Here is an 18,187-nt window from a genome sequence, read left to right on the forward strand (position 1 = left end):
AGAGGGTTAGCTTTTTCCTTTCCTAAAAAGGAAGAGGTATTCATATGCAAATTTATTTAAGTGCGTTATTTGTAGGACTCCTATTAATCTCCAATATATTAGGAGTAAAACTATTTTCTATTGGTAGCCTCATGCTACCCGCAGCAGCTATTGTATACGTAGTCACCTATCTTATCACCGATATAATTGGGGAAGTGTACGGGAAAGATGCTGCTCGTAAAACCGTTCATGCTGGATTTTTCACACAAGTGATTGCTTTAATTTTCATTTATATTGCCATTCAGCTTCCGGCAGCGCCAGCATTTACAGCACAACTTGAATTTGAACAAATACTTGGTGGAAGCTTCCGAGTTATTGTAGCCAGTCTATTAGCCTATGTGGCAAGCCAGCATTTAGATGTAACGATATTTCATTGGTTAAAAGAGAAGCATGGCGAGAAGAAGCTTTGGCTACGTAATAACTTATCGACGATGTCTAGCCAGTTAATCGATACAACGATATTCATAACCGTCGCATTCTGGGGAACCGTTCCAATTGCTATCCTGCTTGGAATGATTGCGACACAATATGGATTTAAATTCTGTATCGCTGTCATCGATACACCAATTGCCTATTATATTGTTAGACTTGCAAAACGTACAGAGGGTGCCTAGCACTCTCTTTTATTTATATTATAAATTTCATGTAATCCATTCTCATTCCTTCACCGTTACAAAAAGATGACAAAGGTATAGGACAATTCCGACTGTACATACGCTATACAAATAACGCGAAAGGGACTGAGGAATGTGGATTTTATCAAAATTGAATGGGTCTCATGTCAACAGATCAAAGCTCGACATAGTCAGCTCCCAACGAAACAGACAGCCTCCATACAGTATCAACTCTACATAAACAACCATCGGCCATTTATCCATGTATTCCGAACTAAAAAAGGAGAATTATTACTGTATCGTGGCCTTGAAGCATACAATACCTACCTTACCATTCACCCATCACAAATGATCCCTGTTTACATAGTCGATATCCCCATGCTTTCCCAGCTTGATTGGACATGTAAACTCCTCCAATCCTGTTTAAAAGAAAATGTACACTATAAACTCAAACGAGAATATATTATGCTGCTACTACGGGAAACCAAGCATAACCTACCAATAATTAGTGAAAAAACCGGCTACTCAACAAAAGAAATTCTGCCATATATTATCGATGAAACCGTACCTGACAAATACCAAGAGCTTGCTATTCAATATAATCGGCAGCATATCGTAAATGAGATTAGTCGAAATCCAAAGCTCCGAGGCTACAAGACTTTACTATATCGAGCTGTTTTCCAAGAAAAAAATCGTTTAACCTATGATAAGCTAAAACTCTTCCTAAAATTTTTAGAAGCGGGACACCAATTAAATGTAGATTCCATTCTTTCGTTACCTAATTTAAATCGAATAGTCGATTTAAACCAAGCCCTACACTTCTACTGGAATAACTTAGATATCCCAAACTCATCTATATTAGAAGGATTATTCTACTATAAAGGAAAGAAGGACTCACAAATCCGTGTAAAACTATAATAACGGTTCTTTATTTTAAACCATCAAAATCGCGGCTGGGACATACGTGTTAATGGTTAGATAAAATCCGAACGTTGGTGCACGATACCCGCTCCGGGAATATACTTCGCTGAATCAGTGCATTGTTTGTCCTTTTATCTTCTCATTTTACTTATGTTCCAGCCTGTTCATTTCCTTACAAAGATAACTACTTTCCCCTCATGTCACCTCTCCCAAGCCTATCCTCGTACACTTCAATCTAGAAATTAATTACATTAAAACCCAACTTCTGACAACATTAAGTCCTATAGTTAGCGTATAATGAAAGATATGTAAAAAAAATCATTCTAATTGAAAGGAAATTCGCGTATGGTAAAACAGCATAAAAAGGAGTCCAAATCCCATTTAATTTTCCGCCATATTATGATGCTTATTGGAGCTACTCTGGCAGCGATAGCCATTGAATTATTCCTAGTTCCAAATAATATCATCGATGGTGGTATCATCGGTATCTCATTACTAGTTAATTACCTAACAAACCTCAGCTTCGGTATTTTAATCTTTATTTTCAACATTCCATTTCTAATTGCCGGCTATCGTCATATCGGCAAAAACTTCTTTATCTCATCTCTGTTTAGTATTATTGCATTAGCATTCATCGAATCTTTTCTACATCATATTTTACCGTTTACTAATGATGCCTTATTAGCTACAGTATTTGGTGGGCTTCTATTAGGTGTTGGTGTTGGTATCGTTATCCGCAACGGTGGAGCGCTAGATGGTACTGAAATTCTAGGAATCTTACTGTCCAAGAAATTCCCGTTCTCGGTTGGCGAATTTGTAATGTTCTTTAATATCTTTATCTTCGGATGGGCAGGATTTGTCCTTGGGTGGGAGCAAGCGATGTACTCCATCATTACGTACTTTATTGCATCAAAAGCCATTGACTTAGTTGGACAAGGCTTATCCGGTGATACAAAAGCAGCCCTGATTGTATCAAATGAGTATGAAGAAGTTGCAGATGCAATAACGCAACGCCTCGGCCGTATGATTACAAAGCTCCATGGACAAGGTGGTTATATGGATCACGATAAAGATGTTATTTTTGTTGTCTTAACTCGCCTCGAGATTGCCAAGCTAAAATCAATTGTCCATGATACCGATCCAAATGCTTTTATTACGATTATGGACGCACAAGAGGTTCATGGTGGGAAATTTAAAACAGCCATCCATTAAATAACATTGAAGCACTACCATAAATTAGCGTTAAAAGATTGCGACCTTCAACCGTCAGCAATCTTTTTTTGAAAATTCCTCTCCTTACCTATTTAAATTCACTTGAAGAGTACATGCTCTGCAAAGGTATTATTGTGCTATAATAACCTAAATATGAAAGTCTTTAGGTAGATAAGATGTAACTATTATCAGGAAATTGTCTATACTGTCTTCATATGCAAACGTTACTATCTGGAGGTGGATAAGATGGATCCATTGAAAATAATGCTTCAGTTGGAGCATGTAATTCCATATTATAAACCAATCGTTAGTGCAGATTCACAGTTAGTGATTGGTTACGAGGTTTGTCCGTATTTCCATGATACAGATACAAACGACGAACAATCCCTTGACTGGTTTTTCAGTGATTCCTCCATTCCAGAGGATTTCCAATTAGAACTAACGAATTACATACTTGAAAAGACATTAGATAGATTTATAGAAATGCAGGATTCACCATTACTATTTTTCAATTATAATGTCCAGCTCTTGTTTAACGATAATGCTAAAACCCTTTTGGAAATATTACAATCCTATGCGACTAGGGGTTTTACTTATGATAAGATCGTCGTGCAGATTAAAGAAACTGAAATAACAGAAGAAATGGAAACAATCGGTTCCTTATTAAAATATATGAATGCTACCGGAATACAAATTTCATTGGATGATGTCGGTCAGCGAAACGGTAATCTTGATCGTCTAGTATTATTAAAACCGAATATCGTTAAGGTTGATGCGGGCTTTCTAAAAGAAGATGAATTACCACACCTATATCGTGATGTCCATCATGCTCTGTCCATGGTTTCTCGTAAGATTGGCGCGACACTGCTTTTCAAAGACATTCGGTCATATAATCAGCTTAATTATGCATGGCGGAATGGTGTCCGCTATTACCAAGGGGAGTATTTAATGGGGGATAGCCCTGATTTAGTAGACCCAACCATTTGCCAGGATAGACTGAATCGTGATTTCCAACGATTTGTCCAGTTTGAACGTAAGAGAGTACAAGCGCAGCTCACGTTTACCAATCAAATCAATGACCTGTTCAAGAAGATACTACCAACAATCAATTCCGACGATGATGATTATGATATAATCGTCGCCAAAGTAGGTCAGTTATGTGATGAATTTGTCTTTCGGGTGTATATCACGAATGAAGAAGGTGTTCAGCTATCATCGAACGCCGAAAAAAATGAACTAGGCGAATGGCAATTGCACCAGGAAGGCAAGCAAAAGAACTGGAGCTGGAGACCATATTTCTTTGAAAATATAATACGAATGAACGTAGAGAAAAAAGGTATTCTTTCTGACATGTATACCGACATTATGCGAAACGAACAAATCCGTACCTATGCATTTCCGTTATCCAAAACACTTTATATTTTTCTAGACATTCCGTACACCTATTTGTATGAACAAGATGGCTTGCTATAGGTGAATCAACTAATCAAAAAATGGCTGCTTAAGATAGACATCCTCTAACCCAGGAAAACTATGCTTTAAGTAGCTATTTTTTCATGGTGTATGGTTTACCTTAAGTTCTTCTATTAACAACTGTACCTTCTCCAATTCGCTACGAGTAGTCTCCCAATCCATTGATAAATCTGTAATTTTTCCAGCAACAATGGTTAGATCTACCCACATATTCACCTCTAGTTCTAATGGAAATTCCCGCAAGGATACAATGAATTCTCGATTCGAATTTTCTACTAATACAACAGCTTTCTTTTCACCTTCTAGCCTATCCACGACACCCTTTACCTGTTCGACTTTCAAGTGCTGTTCTTCCGCCGGTGGTTTACTACTTGGTTCCAGTGCCATTTTTTCTGCAAAGATGGTTACTAAACCACCACAAGCAAATAGTAAAAAAGAAATGGATATCACACGCTTCCAATTACACCATCTGCTTACCGGAAATTTTAGCCGCATCGTAATCCCCCACACAGTTTTTTTTCTAGTATGACAGGATTTATTCAAAAGTGCATACGTGTAATCGTTAATTTCCGCACCAAGATAGAACCTTATCAATGAACTATCCCGTATGGAAAATAGCATTTTATAGCCCTTTACCATTAGCAAAACTGAAAAATTGTTAGTTTATTACAAGCCTGAAATATATTACCTTAAAATGGCTTTTATCCCTTACCAATCATGTAGATTTATCGTGTTACTTTTGATAGGATTAGGTAGAGAAAGAATCAATTACGGGGGAAAAAGATGTATAAAAAAATAATGCTTTCCATGTTCTTGGTCATATTTTTAACTGCTTGTGGTCAAGTTACGGAACAGGTAAATCAAGAAGATAAAGCGGAATCAGTCGAGATAGAAACGGCAAGTCAAGCGGAGGAAGAAAAAGAACAAGATTCAAGCTCTGACACTGAAAAGGCAGAGGAAGCCACAAAAGAAACCGCAGAAACTTCCAACACAAATACAGACAACCATAAAGCTGGAGACCTACCGAAGCTTAACGTACATTATATTGATGTAGGGCAAGCTGACGCAACGCTATTTCAATATGGCAATCATAGCATTCTTTTCGACACTGGTGATTGGCGTGGAGATGAAGTAGTAACTTACCTGCAATCACAAGGAATAAGCAAACTAGACTTAGTTATCGGTAGCCACCCAGATGCAGACCATATTGGACAGTTAGCCAATGTGATGAAGTCGTTTACGGTTAGTGAAGTATGGCTATCAGGGAACGAAAGTACTTCACAAACTTTTCAACGTGGATTAGAAGCCGTTTTAGATAGTGGAGCCAATTACCATGAACCGCGAACAGGTGAAGAATTTTCCATAGGAGACATGGATTTAACCGTTCTGTACCCTGAGTCGATTACTGGAGCAGCAAATGAAGAATCGATTTCTGTTTTATTTACGTACGGCGGGGTAAAATTTCTATTTACTGGCGATGCTGATCAACAGGCAGAACGACGAATGATGAATACAGGGATTACTATCGATGCTGATATTTTACAGTTAGGACATCATGGTTCGAACACATCTAGTGATCCGTCCTTCATTGCGAAGGTCAGTCCCGCTGTTGCTATTTATAGTGCTGGCGCAGGTAATAGCTATGGTCATCCACACGCAGAAGTCGTATCACGAATACAACAGGCAGGCATAACACTATATGGTACTGATGTTCATGGAACCATAATCGTAACAACAGATGGAAATGATTATTCCATAATAACGAAAACTGATGGAACGATAACACCTAAGAGCAGTGGGAAAAGTACTGATTCGGGATCTAGCGCAGGGTCAGGCTCTACTTCTAATTCAAGTTCGGGATCTAGTTCAAGCGCATCTAATTCTAATACAAGCGCAGACTCAGGTTCCAGTACTAATAGCTCTAAAACAAAGAAAACCGAACCAAAGCAGTCCGCACCAAGTGCAGGCTGTGTCAACATAAATTCTGCTTCTGTTGAAGCTGTGCAACAAATTATTCACATCGGGCCAGAACGAGCACAGGACTTAATTAATTTACGACCATTTAGTTCTGTACGTGATCTAGACCAAATATCAGGAATTGGACCGGCACGAATCAAAGATATTCAAGCACAAGGACTTGCTTGTGTAAACTAAGCGATTGGTGGGATTTTCATGAAAGGTGTATTAGACCGATTTGAGGGAAACTTAGCCGTCATACTGATTGAAGAAGTTCAGAAGGAGCTTATTTTGGACAAGGAAAAACTTCCTAAAGGTAGCCAAGTAAACACCGTATTTTCAATCGAGCAACGTGATGATGACTTTCACATCCTCGGAATTGACGAAAAAGAAGAACACGTTGCAAAAGCAACAACTTCTGATTTACTTGCAAAGCTACGCGCTAAAAGCAATGGAAGCCGATTTAATAAGAACTAAGGAATGAGCCTAGGTCATAAGTGTTGATACCAAGATAAAACCGAATATTGGCGTACTTAACCCGTCTAGAAGCGCTTAATTAGTGTATTGTTCACACCTTTATCTCACGTATTACTTATATACCGGGCTTTTTTATATGTTATTGTAAATCGGGTTTATTTTCTGAATTTTCCTTATTTGGTGGTTCTATGCTATAATTTAGTTGATGTTTAGTGAAAGGGGTTTTTTTGATGGATCTTGGATTAGCAAATAAGTCTGTCATAGTCATGGCAGCAAGTAAGGGACTTGGCAAGGCAACCGCACAGCAGTTCGCCGCAGAAGGTGCTCGTGTAGTAATTGCTAGCCGAAACGAAGCAGAACTTAAAGCAACTATCGCAGAGATTCAGGAAAACACACCAACAAGTCAACTTTTTTATAAAACTTGTGATGTTACCAAACCCGCAGATATAAAGGAACTTGTGCAATTCACAGCCGAAACGAACGGAACTGTCGATGTACTTGTCAATAATGCAGGTGGTCCTCCGGCTGGTGGTTTTGAAAAATTCGAGGATGATGCTTGGCAAAAGGCATTCGAACTAAATCTATTGAGCTATGTTAGAGCAATCCGCGAAGTATTACCATACATGCAGCAGCAACAGCGTGGACACATCATCAACTTTACCTCATCATCGATTAAACAAACCTTAGATAATCTCATCCTATCCAATACATTCCGTGCCGGTGTTGTCGGTCTTGCAAAGAGCCTTTCACAAGAACTGGCAAAGGACAATATCTTAATCAATACGATTGGACCGGGAAGAATTGCAACTGACCGCGTAGCAGAGCTTGATCAAATTCGAGCAAACAGCCTCGGTATATCCTATGAAGAAATCCGTAGTAACACCGAAAAAAGCATTCCAATCGGCCGCTACGGTAAGCCAGAAGAATTCGCACGTCAAGCCGTCTTCCTCTGCTCCAGTGCCAATACATATGTCACGGGACAAACCCTACTAGTAGACGGTGGACTCGTCAAAGCATTATAGCTGAAATAAAAAACATAGCCATTCTGTTCATTCACGAAACAGAATGGCTTTTACGTTCACTAATCGGTTGCTACTCTGGTCGCAATTCTCCTAGTAATCTCCTTCCCAATCTCGAGGCTAGCTGTCGCTGCTGGCGAAGGGGCATTACAGACATGGATGCTCCTACGACCGTTAACGATAAAGAAATCATCGATTAAACTGCCATCACGTTGCAATGCTTGTGCACGAACACCCGCTGGTGCAGAGATCAGATCCTCTTCCTCAATACTAGGTAAGAGCTGTTGTAAATTTTCCACAAACCTCTTTTTACTAATGGACCTACTCATTTCGTCCATTCCCTCTTTGGTATAGGTTAATCCAAGCTTCCAGAAACCCGGGAACGAAATAATTTCATAGAAATCCTTCCAGTCAAAGGCTGTTTTGGAATAAGCTTCTCGTTTAAATCCTGGCACTGCATTCGGACCAACTTCTACTTCACCATTAATCATTCTAGTTGCATGTACACCTAAAAATGGGAAGTTTGGATTTGGGACAGGGTATATCAGATTTTGCACAAGATGGTGCTTTTCCTGTTTCAATGCATAGTACTCGCCACGAAATGGGAAAATCTTTACATCAACATGATAGCCTGCCAGTCTCGCAATACGATCACTATACAAGCCCGCACAGTTGACTAGAAAATTTGCCGAATAGCTTTTAGTGCTAGTTTCTATCGTTACTATTTCCGTTCTTTCATCGATGGCACACACGTCGGCATTGGTGACAATTTCACCACCTCGATCCCGAATAATCTCTGCCATTTTATGAGACACAGCCTGATAATCCACAATTCCGGTTGACGGTAAATAGATTCCCTTGAGCCCATTCACATAAGGTTCCTTTTCCAACAATTCTTCCCGTGATAACCATTTGGCATCAAGACCATTTTGAAAAGCACGTTCATACAGTTTTGCCAGCTCCGGAATTTCCTTCTCATTAGTCGCAACAATTACTTTTCCACAAATATCATGTGGTATATTATGAATCTCGCAAAAGCTGCGCATACTGCCATTACCAGCTTTGGCAAACCGGGCTTTGTAGCTCCCTGGTTTATAATAAATACCTGAATGAATCACACCACTGTTATGACCAGTCTGATGCTGTGCTAGACCTGCTTCTTTTTCCAAGATGGCTAGCTTAGCGCCTGGATGCTTTTCTAGTAAAGTCATTCCCACAGAAAGGCCAACAATCCCACCGCCAACTAGTAAAAAATCATACATTCAAATCGCCTCCTCACTGACAATACCCACAACACAATTACATAAATCCAATTACCTGCCACCAAGTAGCAGCAACCACTATCGTTAATACAACTGTTACAATCGTGGCATAGATTCCCGGTCGCAAGAAATCACGCTGCTCAATTAATCCTGTACTATGTACCAACAAATTCGGCATCGTTTCCACAACTAGTAAAAATCCGAATAAACTAGTCACACCTGCTGTGAATGCTAATGGCAACGGATCCACTCCAGCATTAGAAGCAACACTAATCATAATGGGAATCAAGGTGACAACCGCAGCCGAAACATTGGAAACAAGCTTATGAAATATTTGGGATAGTAATATAATCAAAAATGCTGCCAGCAATGGACTTTGCATACTTTCCAAGAACCATCCGACACTTAAATAGTCTCCAATTCGATCCACCGCCCCAGAATCAATTAACCCGTAACCAATGGACAATGTCACACTAAGCAGCAGCACAGTATTATAATTAATGTTCACAACGTCATCCCAACGAGCAATTCCAATACCTGGAATCGCCATCAATACCGCACCGACTAAGGCAGGAACACTAGGATGCAACCCATGGAATGGTTCCGTTATCCAGAGGGCAACAATGACACAAAGAATGATCAAACAACGTATTTCCCGAAAACTCATTGAACCTAATTCCGTTAACTTCTCGCCCATTTCTTTCTGTACCTGTGGGAAAAATTTATCCTTTTCCTGTAAGGGAAAGATTTTATACAGTAGTATCCAAATCGCAGGGATTAATAGTAACCATAATGGAAACGTATAGAGAAACCATTGATAATACGTTATTTTTATGTTCGCATACCGCCCTAAAAGCTCTACTGTTAAAATATTACCCACAGCAGCAGTCAGGATTGCCGTCCCACTAATATTTCCGCCAAACGCCACGCCTAAAAGGATCATTTTTCGCAAATTACTTCCTGGCTTGGCTCCAATTGATTTTATGATCATAGCCGTAATCGGTAGAACGAGCGTAGTACGTACGGCAGTGGAAGGAATGAAAAACGCTTGAATCTGCTGGACAATAATTAAGCTGCCTAGCAGGCCTTTTGCTTTTCCACCCCATTTTTTCACCATAAAATAGCTCACTCGTTTTACAAGTGCGGTGGCATTAACAGCTTGAGCAATCATCATACCGCCCACTACCAAATGCGTTGCTGGCGATGCAAAGCCACTGTACACAACAGAGCTATCCGCTAGATTAAATAGAAGCATCAACACTAAAATCAGCAATGCCGTTAAACCAATTGGAATTGGTTCTAGCATCCATAGCACGACACCAAATCCAACAATTGCTGTCATGAGCCTCGCTTCGTAGGTAAAGGTGTCTGGTAACCAAATCATCAAAACACCGAATATAACAATGGCAAGTAGGACACTAATGACATGCCTTCTATTTATACTCCCCGTCCATTCGCTTACCCTAAAACCCGGTCGCCTCATGATTGCCATTCCTTTCAACTAGACACTTATGTAATTAATGACATTCTGATGACTGCAAAATTCAAGGGATGCTAAAATAGCACCCCATCATTAATACTCTACTTTTTCAAAATGCATTAATTTGCTAGTTTTTCTACTTCTACTGAACTGGATTTTCGTTTTGTAAGTAATTGAAAAACAACGATGATAACGAGTAACCCGAGCCCTATCGCATCTGTCCAAAATCCTGGAATAACCAATGTTACCGCACTCGCTACAGAAAGGATACGCAACAGCCACGGCATTGCACTGAACAAGTAACCCTCTAGCCCAGCACCTAATGCAATGATACCAATCACAGCAGTAATCGTAATCCAGATTATTCCCACTACATTCGTCCCTTGCATCAATAACTCAGGCGAGTACACGAAAATATATGGTACTAAAATTCCCGCAGCCGCAAGCTTTAGCGAAATAAATCCGGTACGGGTCGGGTTTCCACCTGATATACCTGCCCCAGCAAAGGCAGCTAATGCTACTGGAGGGGTTAAATTAGCAAGAATACCGAAGTAAAAAACAAACATATGTGACACAAATGGTTCAATTCCAAACTGAACTAAGGCTGGAGCTGCCATAGATGCTGTAATAATATAGGTTGGAATTGACGGTAAACCCATACCTAGAATGATAGATGCTATCATTGTAAAAAATAACGTTAAAATCAGCGTGTCCTGGCCTAACACCAATATCGCTGTAGTCATCTTCAAACCAAATCCTGTTAAAGAAGCAACTCCTACAATGATACCAACCATTGCACAAGCCATCGCTACACCGATTGCACTACGTGTCCCATCCTCTAAAGATTGGATAAGCTTCTTTACATTTAACCGAGTCGTTTTCCGTAGCATTGCCACTACGACGGTAGCAATAATTGCCCAAGCAGCTGCAAATATTGGAGTACGACCACTAAATAACAAGTAAATGAGTACCACGAGTGGTATGAGTAAATGGCCCCTTTCCTTCAGAACCTCTATCATATTCGGTAGCTCATTCCGAGATAATCCACGTAATCCTCGTTTCTTTGCGCGCAGATGGACGACCGTTATAACTCCCATATAATAGAGAAGTCCAGGTATAATTGCAGCGATTGCGATATCACTATATTTCATCCCCAGTGTTTCCGCCATAATAAATGCCGTAGCCCCCATTACTGGCGGTAACACTTGACCACCAACAGACGCCGCAGCTTCAACCGCACCAGAAAAGTCCTTCGAGTAACCAGTTCGCTTCATCAACGGAATCGTAAAAGATCCTGTCGTAACAACATTAGCAATTGCAGATCCATTTATAGAACCTAGAAATCCACTAGAAATAACAGCAACCTTCGCTGGTCCACCAGCCGTATGACCAGAAATCGCCATCGCTGAGTCATTAAATAATTGACCGAGTCCAGTACGATTCAAAAAGGCACCAAACAACACAAACAGAAAAATATACGTTGCCGATACCCCAATGGCAGTACCGAATATCCCCTCAGTCGTTAAATACATATACGTAGTAATATCCTCAATTGAATATCCTCGATGTGCAATTATTCTAGGAAGATAGGGACCGAAATAAGCATATAGCAAAAATAATGCACTTAAGATGGTCAAGCCATTCCCTACGACACGACGCCCTCCCTCAAGCACTAGGATTACAATTAAGATGCTAAAGAGAAAGTCGCCTTGATTTGGCAAGCCTGCTCGATTAACAATTCCCATATAGTCGATAAATATATAGGCGATAGTCGTTACCGATAAAATAGCTAAAAGAAAATCAACCACAGATGCTCGTTCTTGCGGCGCCTTTTTATGAGATGGATACAATAAAAACACAAGAATTAATATGACACCAGTATGTAATGCTCGGTGCTTTAAAGTTACCAATGGACCCGTAAAGGATGTGATTAAATGAAATAACGCTAAACCAACCGCAATACATGTAACTAGCCACGCCATCCAACGAATATTTAAATTTCGAAATCTAGATTCGGCATCATATTTTTCTATTAATTTCTGCTTCTGTTCTTCCGACAATTCTTCTGTTGTTTTTACCACTTCACTCATGTCACCCATCCCTCCCAAATTTAAAAATTAAGCTTCATCTTTAGCCAACTATAAACCGTTATATCACCATAACGAATTTGAACCGTTTCATAATCTGGAACATAGTTTTTAAGAGGATATTTTGTTGTACCATCTTCTAACGTATACTGGGAGATGGGTACGTAAAATAATGAATAATATGGAATATCACGTTCGATCCCTGTTACTTGGATATATCCATCCGTTAAAAATGTTACCTTTCCCTCCGTATCCGGTGTTCCCGCTCCATAGGATTTATAGGTCGTAGATAAAAACGACAGTGTTCCATCCTTCTTAATCTGATACGTTTCCTCCCAAGGTGTAAGCTCAACTGAATGACGCCATCCTACAGTTAAGGTATTACTTTTCCACGGAAAAATATGATAGGTTTTTCCATCCATATTTGTAAGCAAAAATCCTGACTGCACCGGGATCACAAATATCCCGGAAGCAATCAGTACAATCGCTAATGCTATCAAAATTTTTCTTAGCATTTACATTCCTTCTTATGATTTATTCCGTGATACCTTGCTCGTCAAAATATTTCTTCGCTCCAGGATGTAGTGGTGCAGGTAAATTTTTGAGGGCATTGTTAATATCGATATCACTTGCTGCATTATGCGTGTTTTTCAAAGTATCTAGATTGTCAAAAAATCCTTTTGTTAAGGCATACACAACATCCTCTGACACGTCTTTGTGGGTCAGTAACACATTATTTACACCGATTGTTGGTACATCAGCATCTAACTCATATACATCCGCAGGAACGGTAGCTGGGAAAAAGGATGGATAATCCTGCTGCATTTCTAAAACAACTTCCTCAGAAATTTCAACGACAACAATATCATTCGTTGTCTGTAGTTCTAATACCCCTGCATTTGGAAGTCCAGAAGAGATAACTACCGCATCAACAGTACCATTTTTAATCCCTTCTACGCCTTCAGCAAACGATAGAAAATCCTCATTAATATCGTCATAACTCATCCCATACGCTTCTAATACACGCTTCGCACTGATTTCTGTTCCAGATGCTGGTGCACCAACTGCGATATTTTTTCCAGCAAGATCTTCTACCGTCTTAATTCCCGATTCAGCAGATGCAACTATTTGTAAGAAATTCGGATAAAGCGATGCTACAGAGCGAATATTTTCCTGTGCACCCTGCTCTTCAAAACTATCAATTCCGTTATAGCCATCCTCGGCCGCATCTCCCATCGAGAATGCTATTTCAGCATCTCCCTGATTCAACGTAGTAATATTAGCCGCAGATGCTGCAGTCGATTGGCTATTCGCATTCGCACCCATTTCTTGATAAATTTTTGCCATCGCCCCACCTAACGGAAAATACACACCAGATGATCCACCAGTTAAAACCGTTACAAACTCTCCATCAAGCGATGCATCACCACCTGAACCTGAACCCCCAGCACTGTTCCCACATGCACTTAGAACAAGTACCAAGGCAATAAACAAGCTAAAGAATACTGTCCTTTTCATCCTTCATTACCCCTCCGTTTTTTCAGTTGATATCATTAATTCCTATTGCTAGTAGGATATTAATTAGGTCTTCATCCCGTCAGTCACTTTAATAGTAAACGCTTACAATAAATAACTAATTTCTGCAAAAAAACCACCTCAGATAAGACTCATAGTTTTCTAGATGCCTATCGTAGCTGGTCGCTGATTAAACGAATACTCTTTAAAAACTTTCGTGTAAGCGTTTTATTTATTTTTGCTGTGTTCATAATAATATATTTATTGTGAATTGTAAATAATTTTTTGTTAATTTTCTCAAACCTTTTTTCTGTACCGTTTAGCCCGGAAAAAGGTTACGTAATTTCTACTAAAAGGAAAGCTATTGCTGAGGAAAAATCAACCAATAAGAGTAGTCCCATTCGACAAAATTCGGGTGGTGCCAGGCACCCACTTATCAAGTGCCTGGGATATTTTCTGTGATTACTTGTTTTCTACTAAACCACCATTTCAAGGTGATTGGTACAAGGAGGACGATTAATAGAATTCTAACTAGCTGAAAAGCACTTACTATCGCAGGATCTCCTCCTACATTATATGCGGTTAAAACCATTTCAAAAAATCCACCGGGGGAAATTCCTAATAGCGCTGTGGCATAATCCAGCGATGTAAATTTAGCCAATAATGTCCCTAACCCAAATGAAATGATAATGATCGTTACCGATAACCCGAAATAGACAGCCGTGTACTTGCCACCAATCTTTAAATCTCGGAATAAAATATTTTTACCAAGACTAGCTCCAACTGCAACCTGTGCCACATTCATCATTGGTGAAGGAATAGAGGCTAGTTCAATCGGACTTACATTTAAGATTGCCGTAACCCCTAACGCACCAATTATAATGCCTGCTGGGATTTTATCCCGTAAAAGAATCGATGCAACAACAGGAATCACAAACCAGAGATAATTCCACCCAATTTCAGGTACAATTACCGCTGCTGTTTTTTGGAATCCTCCACCACTTCCCCCTCCAAGAAAATATGTCATAAAAGGAGGTATCGTAAAGAGCACCGTTATCAAGCGAATCGTTTGAAAGATAACGACTAATGAGGCTTTGGCATGTAATGACTCACTAGCCATCGCCATTTCTGATAATCCACCAGGAATACACGAAAAAACACTCGTTATTTTATCAATATTAATCCATCTGGTCACTAATGTTCCCAATACTACACACGCAACAATTAGGATACAGGTCACGATAATATAAGGGATTAGGTAGGGGATTACAGTATGGAAGGTTTCCTTGGTAAAATACAAGCCAAAGTAGATTCCTAGAATTATAAATCCACCATCACGAACGGCATTTGGAATCACCAACTTTCGCTTCGTAATTCCTTGCCAAAGCATAACAAAGGTTAAAGAACCAAGCACCCATGGTAGTGGGGTGTTTAAGCTAAAAAATAAGTAACCGCCTAAGAAGGCGACTAGAATTGGTTCAGCTATCGGTATTATGTATTTATGTAGCATTACTATTCTCCTTTTGAATGGACACGGTGTTAAGGGGTAAAATATATCCGTTTTATATTTTTGTGAATAGTATTATTTTAACAGAAGATTGGGGTTGTGTGTGGGATTGGGGATTTTCGAGCACGTACTAAAAAACCGCGGAGATTATATCTCTACAGTTTTAAGGATTGAAAAATCAGATTAGAATCTAGAATTCAATTGCATTTTCGGTTATATCAGTTGGTACCTTTAAATCTTCATCAGCCACTTTATTAACATTCGTATATGTAGCACCAATTTTTGCTATATATTGTTGTGTGTCCCCATCCACTTCTTGTTGCACATCCACCGTACCCTCGGAAGATTTCAACATAAATTCACTATCAAAAACAAGATTATATTCTAGACTAAATGATCCTCTTTCAATCTTTTGTGCGTAGCGAATCAATAATTAATATTCTATAATCACCCACTGAAAACCAGTCTAAATATAAAATAAATTTTAATTTAGTATAAATATTCTACCCTTTTAATTTATCGGCAAATTTTTCCAAAAGTTAAGGTTAACCTAGTAATTGAAGCCTGACGAAAAGTGAGCCTTCGTTTCCTGTAGGCAAAATCTGTATTTCCAATGCTTCTTCATTTAGTTTTGCGCCACTAATTCCTTCGTATCTAAAAATATGTATCAACTTCAATCCATGCTCTTTACAATATGCTTTTATTTCATCTTCTTGATATTTCAAGCTATATCCACCTCTTGCTTGTCCTTGAGTGGAAACTCGTATATACCCAACAACGTTCAACTTTTCACCCTCCCGTTACGAAAATTACAATTTATGTAACGCTTTTTAGACGAATAGCGAGTATTATACGACCGTCTCTAGGAAAAATACAACCCAAAATTTATATGCCAAAGCAGTATACGTTACCCGTTGTTATCGCACGAGCTTTGTCATTCTCGTTAGTTTTTTAGCCATTCCATGTCATAACTACCCCTGCCATGTAAAATGTCATCTCGCCACTTTCTCGTTCTTGTACAGCTTCCCAAAGTGTTAAAACGATACTCCATGATGGTACAACCTTCATGAGTTATGAATTTCACTTAAGCATTATTCAATGTCTACCTAACAAATGCTTTTCCTTTTATTGCTCTATTCATTTTCTTATGATACAAGTTTATTTACTTATTTATCACTACGAGCTTTGTTATTCTCGTGTGTAAATTTAAATCGAGTAGTAAGATGGCCGTTATATTTAAATGTCACTGCAACCAATCTCGTACGCCTTTTTACCATCACGAGTTTTTGATTCAAATATCAGACTATATAAACGTATAACTATAAAAGCAATAAAAAACCTTGAAAGGCTATAGCCAATCAAGGTTTACAAGTCTATTCTTCACATACTTGAATAATTTCTTTGGGTACAGATTCAAAAATTAACACTTCTGGCTTTGAATAGGGCTTCTTTATCAAATAGTCTTCATGTGTCATCATACTTTTCCAGTATAGTTTAATCCAATATTCAATTGTTTCTCCAGTATCAAAATTTAAAGCTTCCTCATCAAAGTCTTTAAAATCCTCATAGAATGCTTGGTCATAGATCGAAAGGGAAATATCACCATCAAATACTAGGATTTTATCCGTAAATATAGGAAAGCAAAAAGATTTGGAAAAACGATTCGATATATCAACACCTATTGCTTCTTTAAAGTTAAGCCAATTAGGTGTATTGGAAGGGCTTAATAGTTCTGTTATCTCAAATTTCACTCTGCCACCATTACTATATCTATTATTTGACTTAGTAGAATATTTAATGCCACCACTCATGACTTCTTCCAGCGAAACATGATGTTCGTGATTTTCAGGCAAATATGCATGATACAACAAATTACTCAAGTATCCCACCTACTTAATATTTATTTTCTTGGAACATAAGGAAAATGTGAGCTTCTGGTTGGGTCATCTAGGTTTTCAAATACCCTATGACTTCCAGTCGGTGTATCAGGTGTACTGATATTTTCGTCAAATTTTTTATAATACTTAGTTATTTTGTTTGGATTTGGATTATTAGGATTTGTCCAGTTTGAATAAGCTTTATCAGGATTAGTCATTGTTTCTTGCCTTAGCTTGGCTACATCCACATCTTCACCATATTGTGACCTATTGGGAGTAGATGGTCTACTTGGGTCATACATATGTTTTTCAGAATGTGGGTTGACAAAGTCTTTAGGATTACTACCACCACCTGGTTTTGTAGGTACTGGGGCATTACCCGTACCCTTAGTACCTCCGGCCTTCTCTACACCCTTCACTACAGCCTTAACATCATCAGCCTTCCTACCTAAACTCGTAGCCGCGTCGACTCCGAGTTTTACACCTTTTACGGCTTTTCCAAATGGATTTGGTATTAAGCTAATGAATGCTATACTTTTGTCTAACACGGATGCATTCGGGTCTGCAAGGGTTCTGATGTCATCCATGAACAGGAAGTCTGCTGCATCTTTTAGGAAGCCCCCAACTTTGGAGAACAAGCCCTTTTTCTTCGGTTCTGGTTTGGCCACAGTCGGTTTAATAGAATTCTTCATAGACGAACCAGTCTTATATGACGCTAGTGTAGCATACGAACTATTTCGCTGTACAT

At 39.0% G+C, this 18,187-nt stretch carries 17 protein-coding genes and 1 pseudogene; 7 read left to right on the plus strand and 11 right to left on the minus strand.

The genetic code is table 11. The features are described 5' to 3' along the window. The first annotated feature begins 44 nt into the window (after positions 1-44). The 4 genes from JF53_RS02355 (at position 45) to JF53_RS02370 (ending at position 4,259) form a co-directional block, all read left to right on the plus strand. Positions 45-653, plus strand: coding sequence for a queuosine precursor transporter (locus tag JF53_RS02355; protein WP_047981803.1), 609 nt, complete (start codon positions 45-47; stop codon positions 651-653). 465 nt (positions 654-1,118) lie between these two features. Beyond that, positions 1,119-1,571 (plus strand): hypothetical protein, encoded by a 453-nt coding sequence (locus JF53_RS17400; RefSeq protein WP_157052445.1) that lies wholly within the window; start codon positions 1,119-1,121, stop codon positions 1,569-1,571. A 348-nt stretch (positions 1,572-1,919) separates the two neighbouring features. Continuing rightward, a complete protein-coding gene (locus JF53_RS02365) occupies positions 1,920-2,786 on the plus strand; it encodes a YitT family protein (RefSeq protein ID WP_047981805.1) in 867 nt (288 codons plus the stop codon). 246 nt (positions 2,787-3,032) lie between these two features. After that, positions 3,033-4,259, plus strand: a complete 1,227-nt coding sequence (locus tag JF53_RS02370; RefSeq protein WP_047981806.1) for an EAL domain-containing protein — start codon at positions 3,033-3,035, stop codon at positions 4,257-4,259. A gap of 81 nt (positions 4,260-4,340) precedes the next feature. Here JF53_RS02370 and JF53_RS02375 read toward each other — a convergent pair whose 3' ends face one another. Beyond that, positions 4,341-4,754, minus strand: a complete 414-nt coding sequence (locus tag JF53_RS02375) for a DUF3006 family protein (RefSeq protein ID WP_047981807.1) — start codon at positions 4,752-4,754, stop codon at positions 4,341-4,343. 288 nt (positions 4,755-5,042) lie between these two features. On the opposite strand from JF53_RS02375, the gene JF53_RS02380 reads away from it, so the two are divergent. The 3 genes from JF53_RS02380 to JF53_RS02390 all read left to right on the plus strand — a co-directional run bounded on the left by JF53_RS02380 (position 5,043) and on the right by JF53_RS02390 (position 7,714). Further along, entirely contained in the window at positions 5,043-6,413 is a 1,371-nt protein-coding gene (locus tag JF53_RS02380; protein ID WP_047981808.1) for an MBL fold metallo-hydrolase, read from the plus strand. Positions 6,414-6,431: 18 nt separating this feature from the next. Then, complete coding sequence (locus tag JF53_RS02385) at positions 6,432-6,692, plus strand: DUF3006 domain-containing protein (protein WP_047981809.1); 261 nt, start codon at positions 6,432-6,434, stop codon at positions 6,690-6,692. Positions 6,693-6,922: 230 nt separating this feature from the next. Continuing rightward, entirely contained in the window at positions 6,923-7,714 is a 792-nt protein-coding gene (locus JF53_RS02390) for an SDR family oxidoreductase (protein ID WP_047981810.1), read from the plus strand. Between the two features lie 59 nt (positions 7,715-7,773). On the opposite strand, the gene lhgO is transcribed toward JF53_RS02390, so the two are convergent. The 10 genes and pseudogenes from lhgO to JF53_RS02440 all read right to left on the minus strand — a co-directional run. Beyond that, a complete protein-coding gene (lhgO, locus tag JF53_RS02395) occupies positions 7,774-8,973 on the minus strand; it encodes an L-2-hydroxyglutarate oxidase (protein WP_047981811.1) in 1,200 nt (399 codons plus the stop codon). Positions 8,974-9,010: 37 nt separating this feature from the next. Continuing rightward, a complete protein-coding gene (locus tag JF53_RS02400) occupies positions 9,011-10,456 on the minus strand; it encodes an SLC13 family permease (protein ID WP_047981812.1) in 1,446 nt (481 codons plus the stop codon). A 116-nt stretch (positions 10,457-10,572) separates the two neighbouring features. After that, positions 10,573-12,543 (minus strand): TRAP transporter permease, encoded by a 1,971-nt coding sequence (locus JF53_RS02405; protein ID WP_047981813.1) that lies wholly within the window; start codon positions 12,541-12,543, stop codon positions 10,573-10,575. A gap of 20 nt (positions 12,544-12,563) precedes the next feature. Continuing rightward, the gene (locus tag JF53_RS02410; RefSeq protein ID WP_053071953.1) at positions 12,564-13,055 is read right to left on the minus strand and encodes a DUF1850 domain-containing protein; all 492 of its coding nucleotides are present in this window, start codon (positions 13,053-13,055) and stop codon (positions 12,564-12,566) included. Positions 13,056-13,074: 19 nt separating this feature from the next. Next, positions 13,075-14,058, minus strand: coding sequence for a TAXI family TRAP transporter solute-binding subunit (locus tag JF53_RS02415; RefSeq protein ID WP_047981814.1), 984 nt, complete (start codon positions 14,056-14,058; stop codon positions 13,075-13,077). A gap of 433 nt (positions 14,059-14,491) precedes the next feature. After that, the gene (locus tag JF53_RS02420) at positions 14,492-15,565 is read right to left on the minus strand and encodes an AbrB family transcriptional regulator (RefSeq protein ID WP_053071955.1); all 1,074 of its coding nucleotides are present in this window, start codon (positions 15,563-15,565) and stop codon (positions 14,492-14,494) included. A gap of 187 nt (positions 15,566-15,752) precedes the next feature. Beyond that, positions 15,753-15,992: a hypothetical protein gene (locus tag JF53_RS02425; RefSeq protein WP_047981815.1), complete on the minus strand. Its 240-nt coding sequence runs from the start codon at positions 15,990-15,992 to the stop codon at positions 15,753-15,755. Between the two features lie 175 nt (positions 15,993-16,167). Further along, positions 16,168-16,347, minus strand: a pseudogene (locus tag JF53_RS02430) (recombinase family protein); the annotation flags it as partial. A 588-nt stretch (positions 16,348-16,935) separates the two neighbouring features. Further along, entirely contained in the window at positions 16,936-17,442 is a 507-nt protein-coding gene (locus JF53_RS02435; protein WP_047981817.1) for a hypothetical protein, read from the minus strand. Positions 17,443-17,462: 20 nt separating this feature from the next. Next, positions 17,463-18,187: hypothetical protein (locus tag JF53_RS02440; RefSeq protein ID WP_330218274.1), on the minus strand; the 725-nt coding region annotated here is incomplete at its 5' end.

It is taken from the genome of Ornithinibacillus contaminans, from assembly GCF_001038425.2.
Taxonomy (GTDB): domain Bacteria; phylum Bacillota; class Bacilli; order Bacillales; family Amphibacillaceae; genus Ornithinibacillus; species Ornithinibacillus contaminans.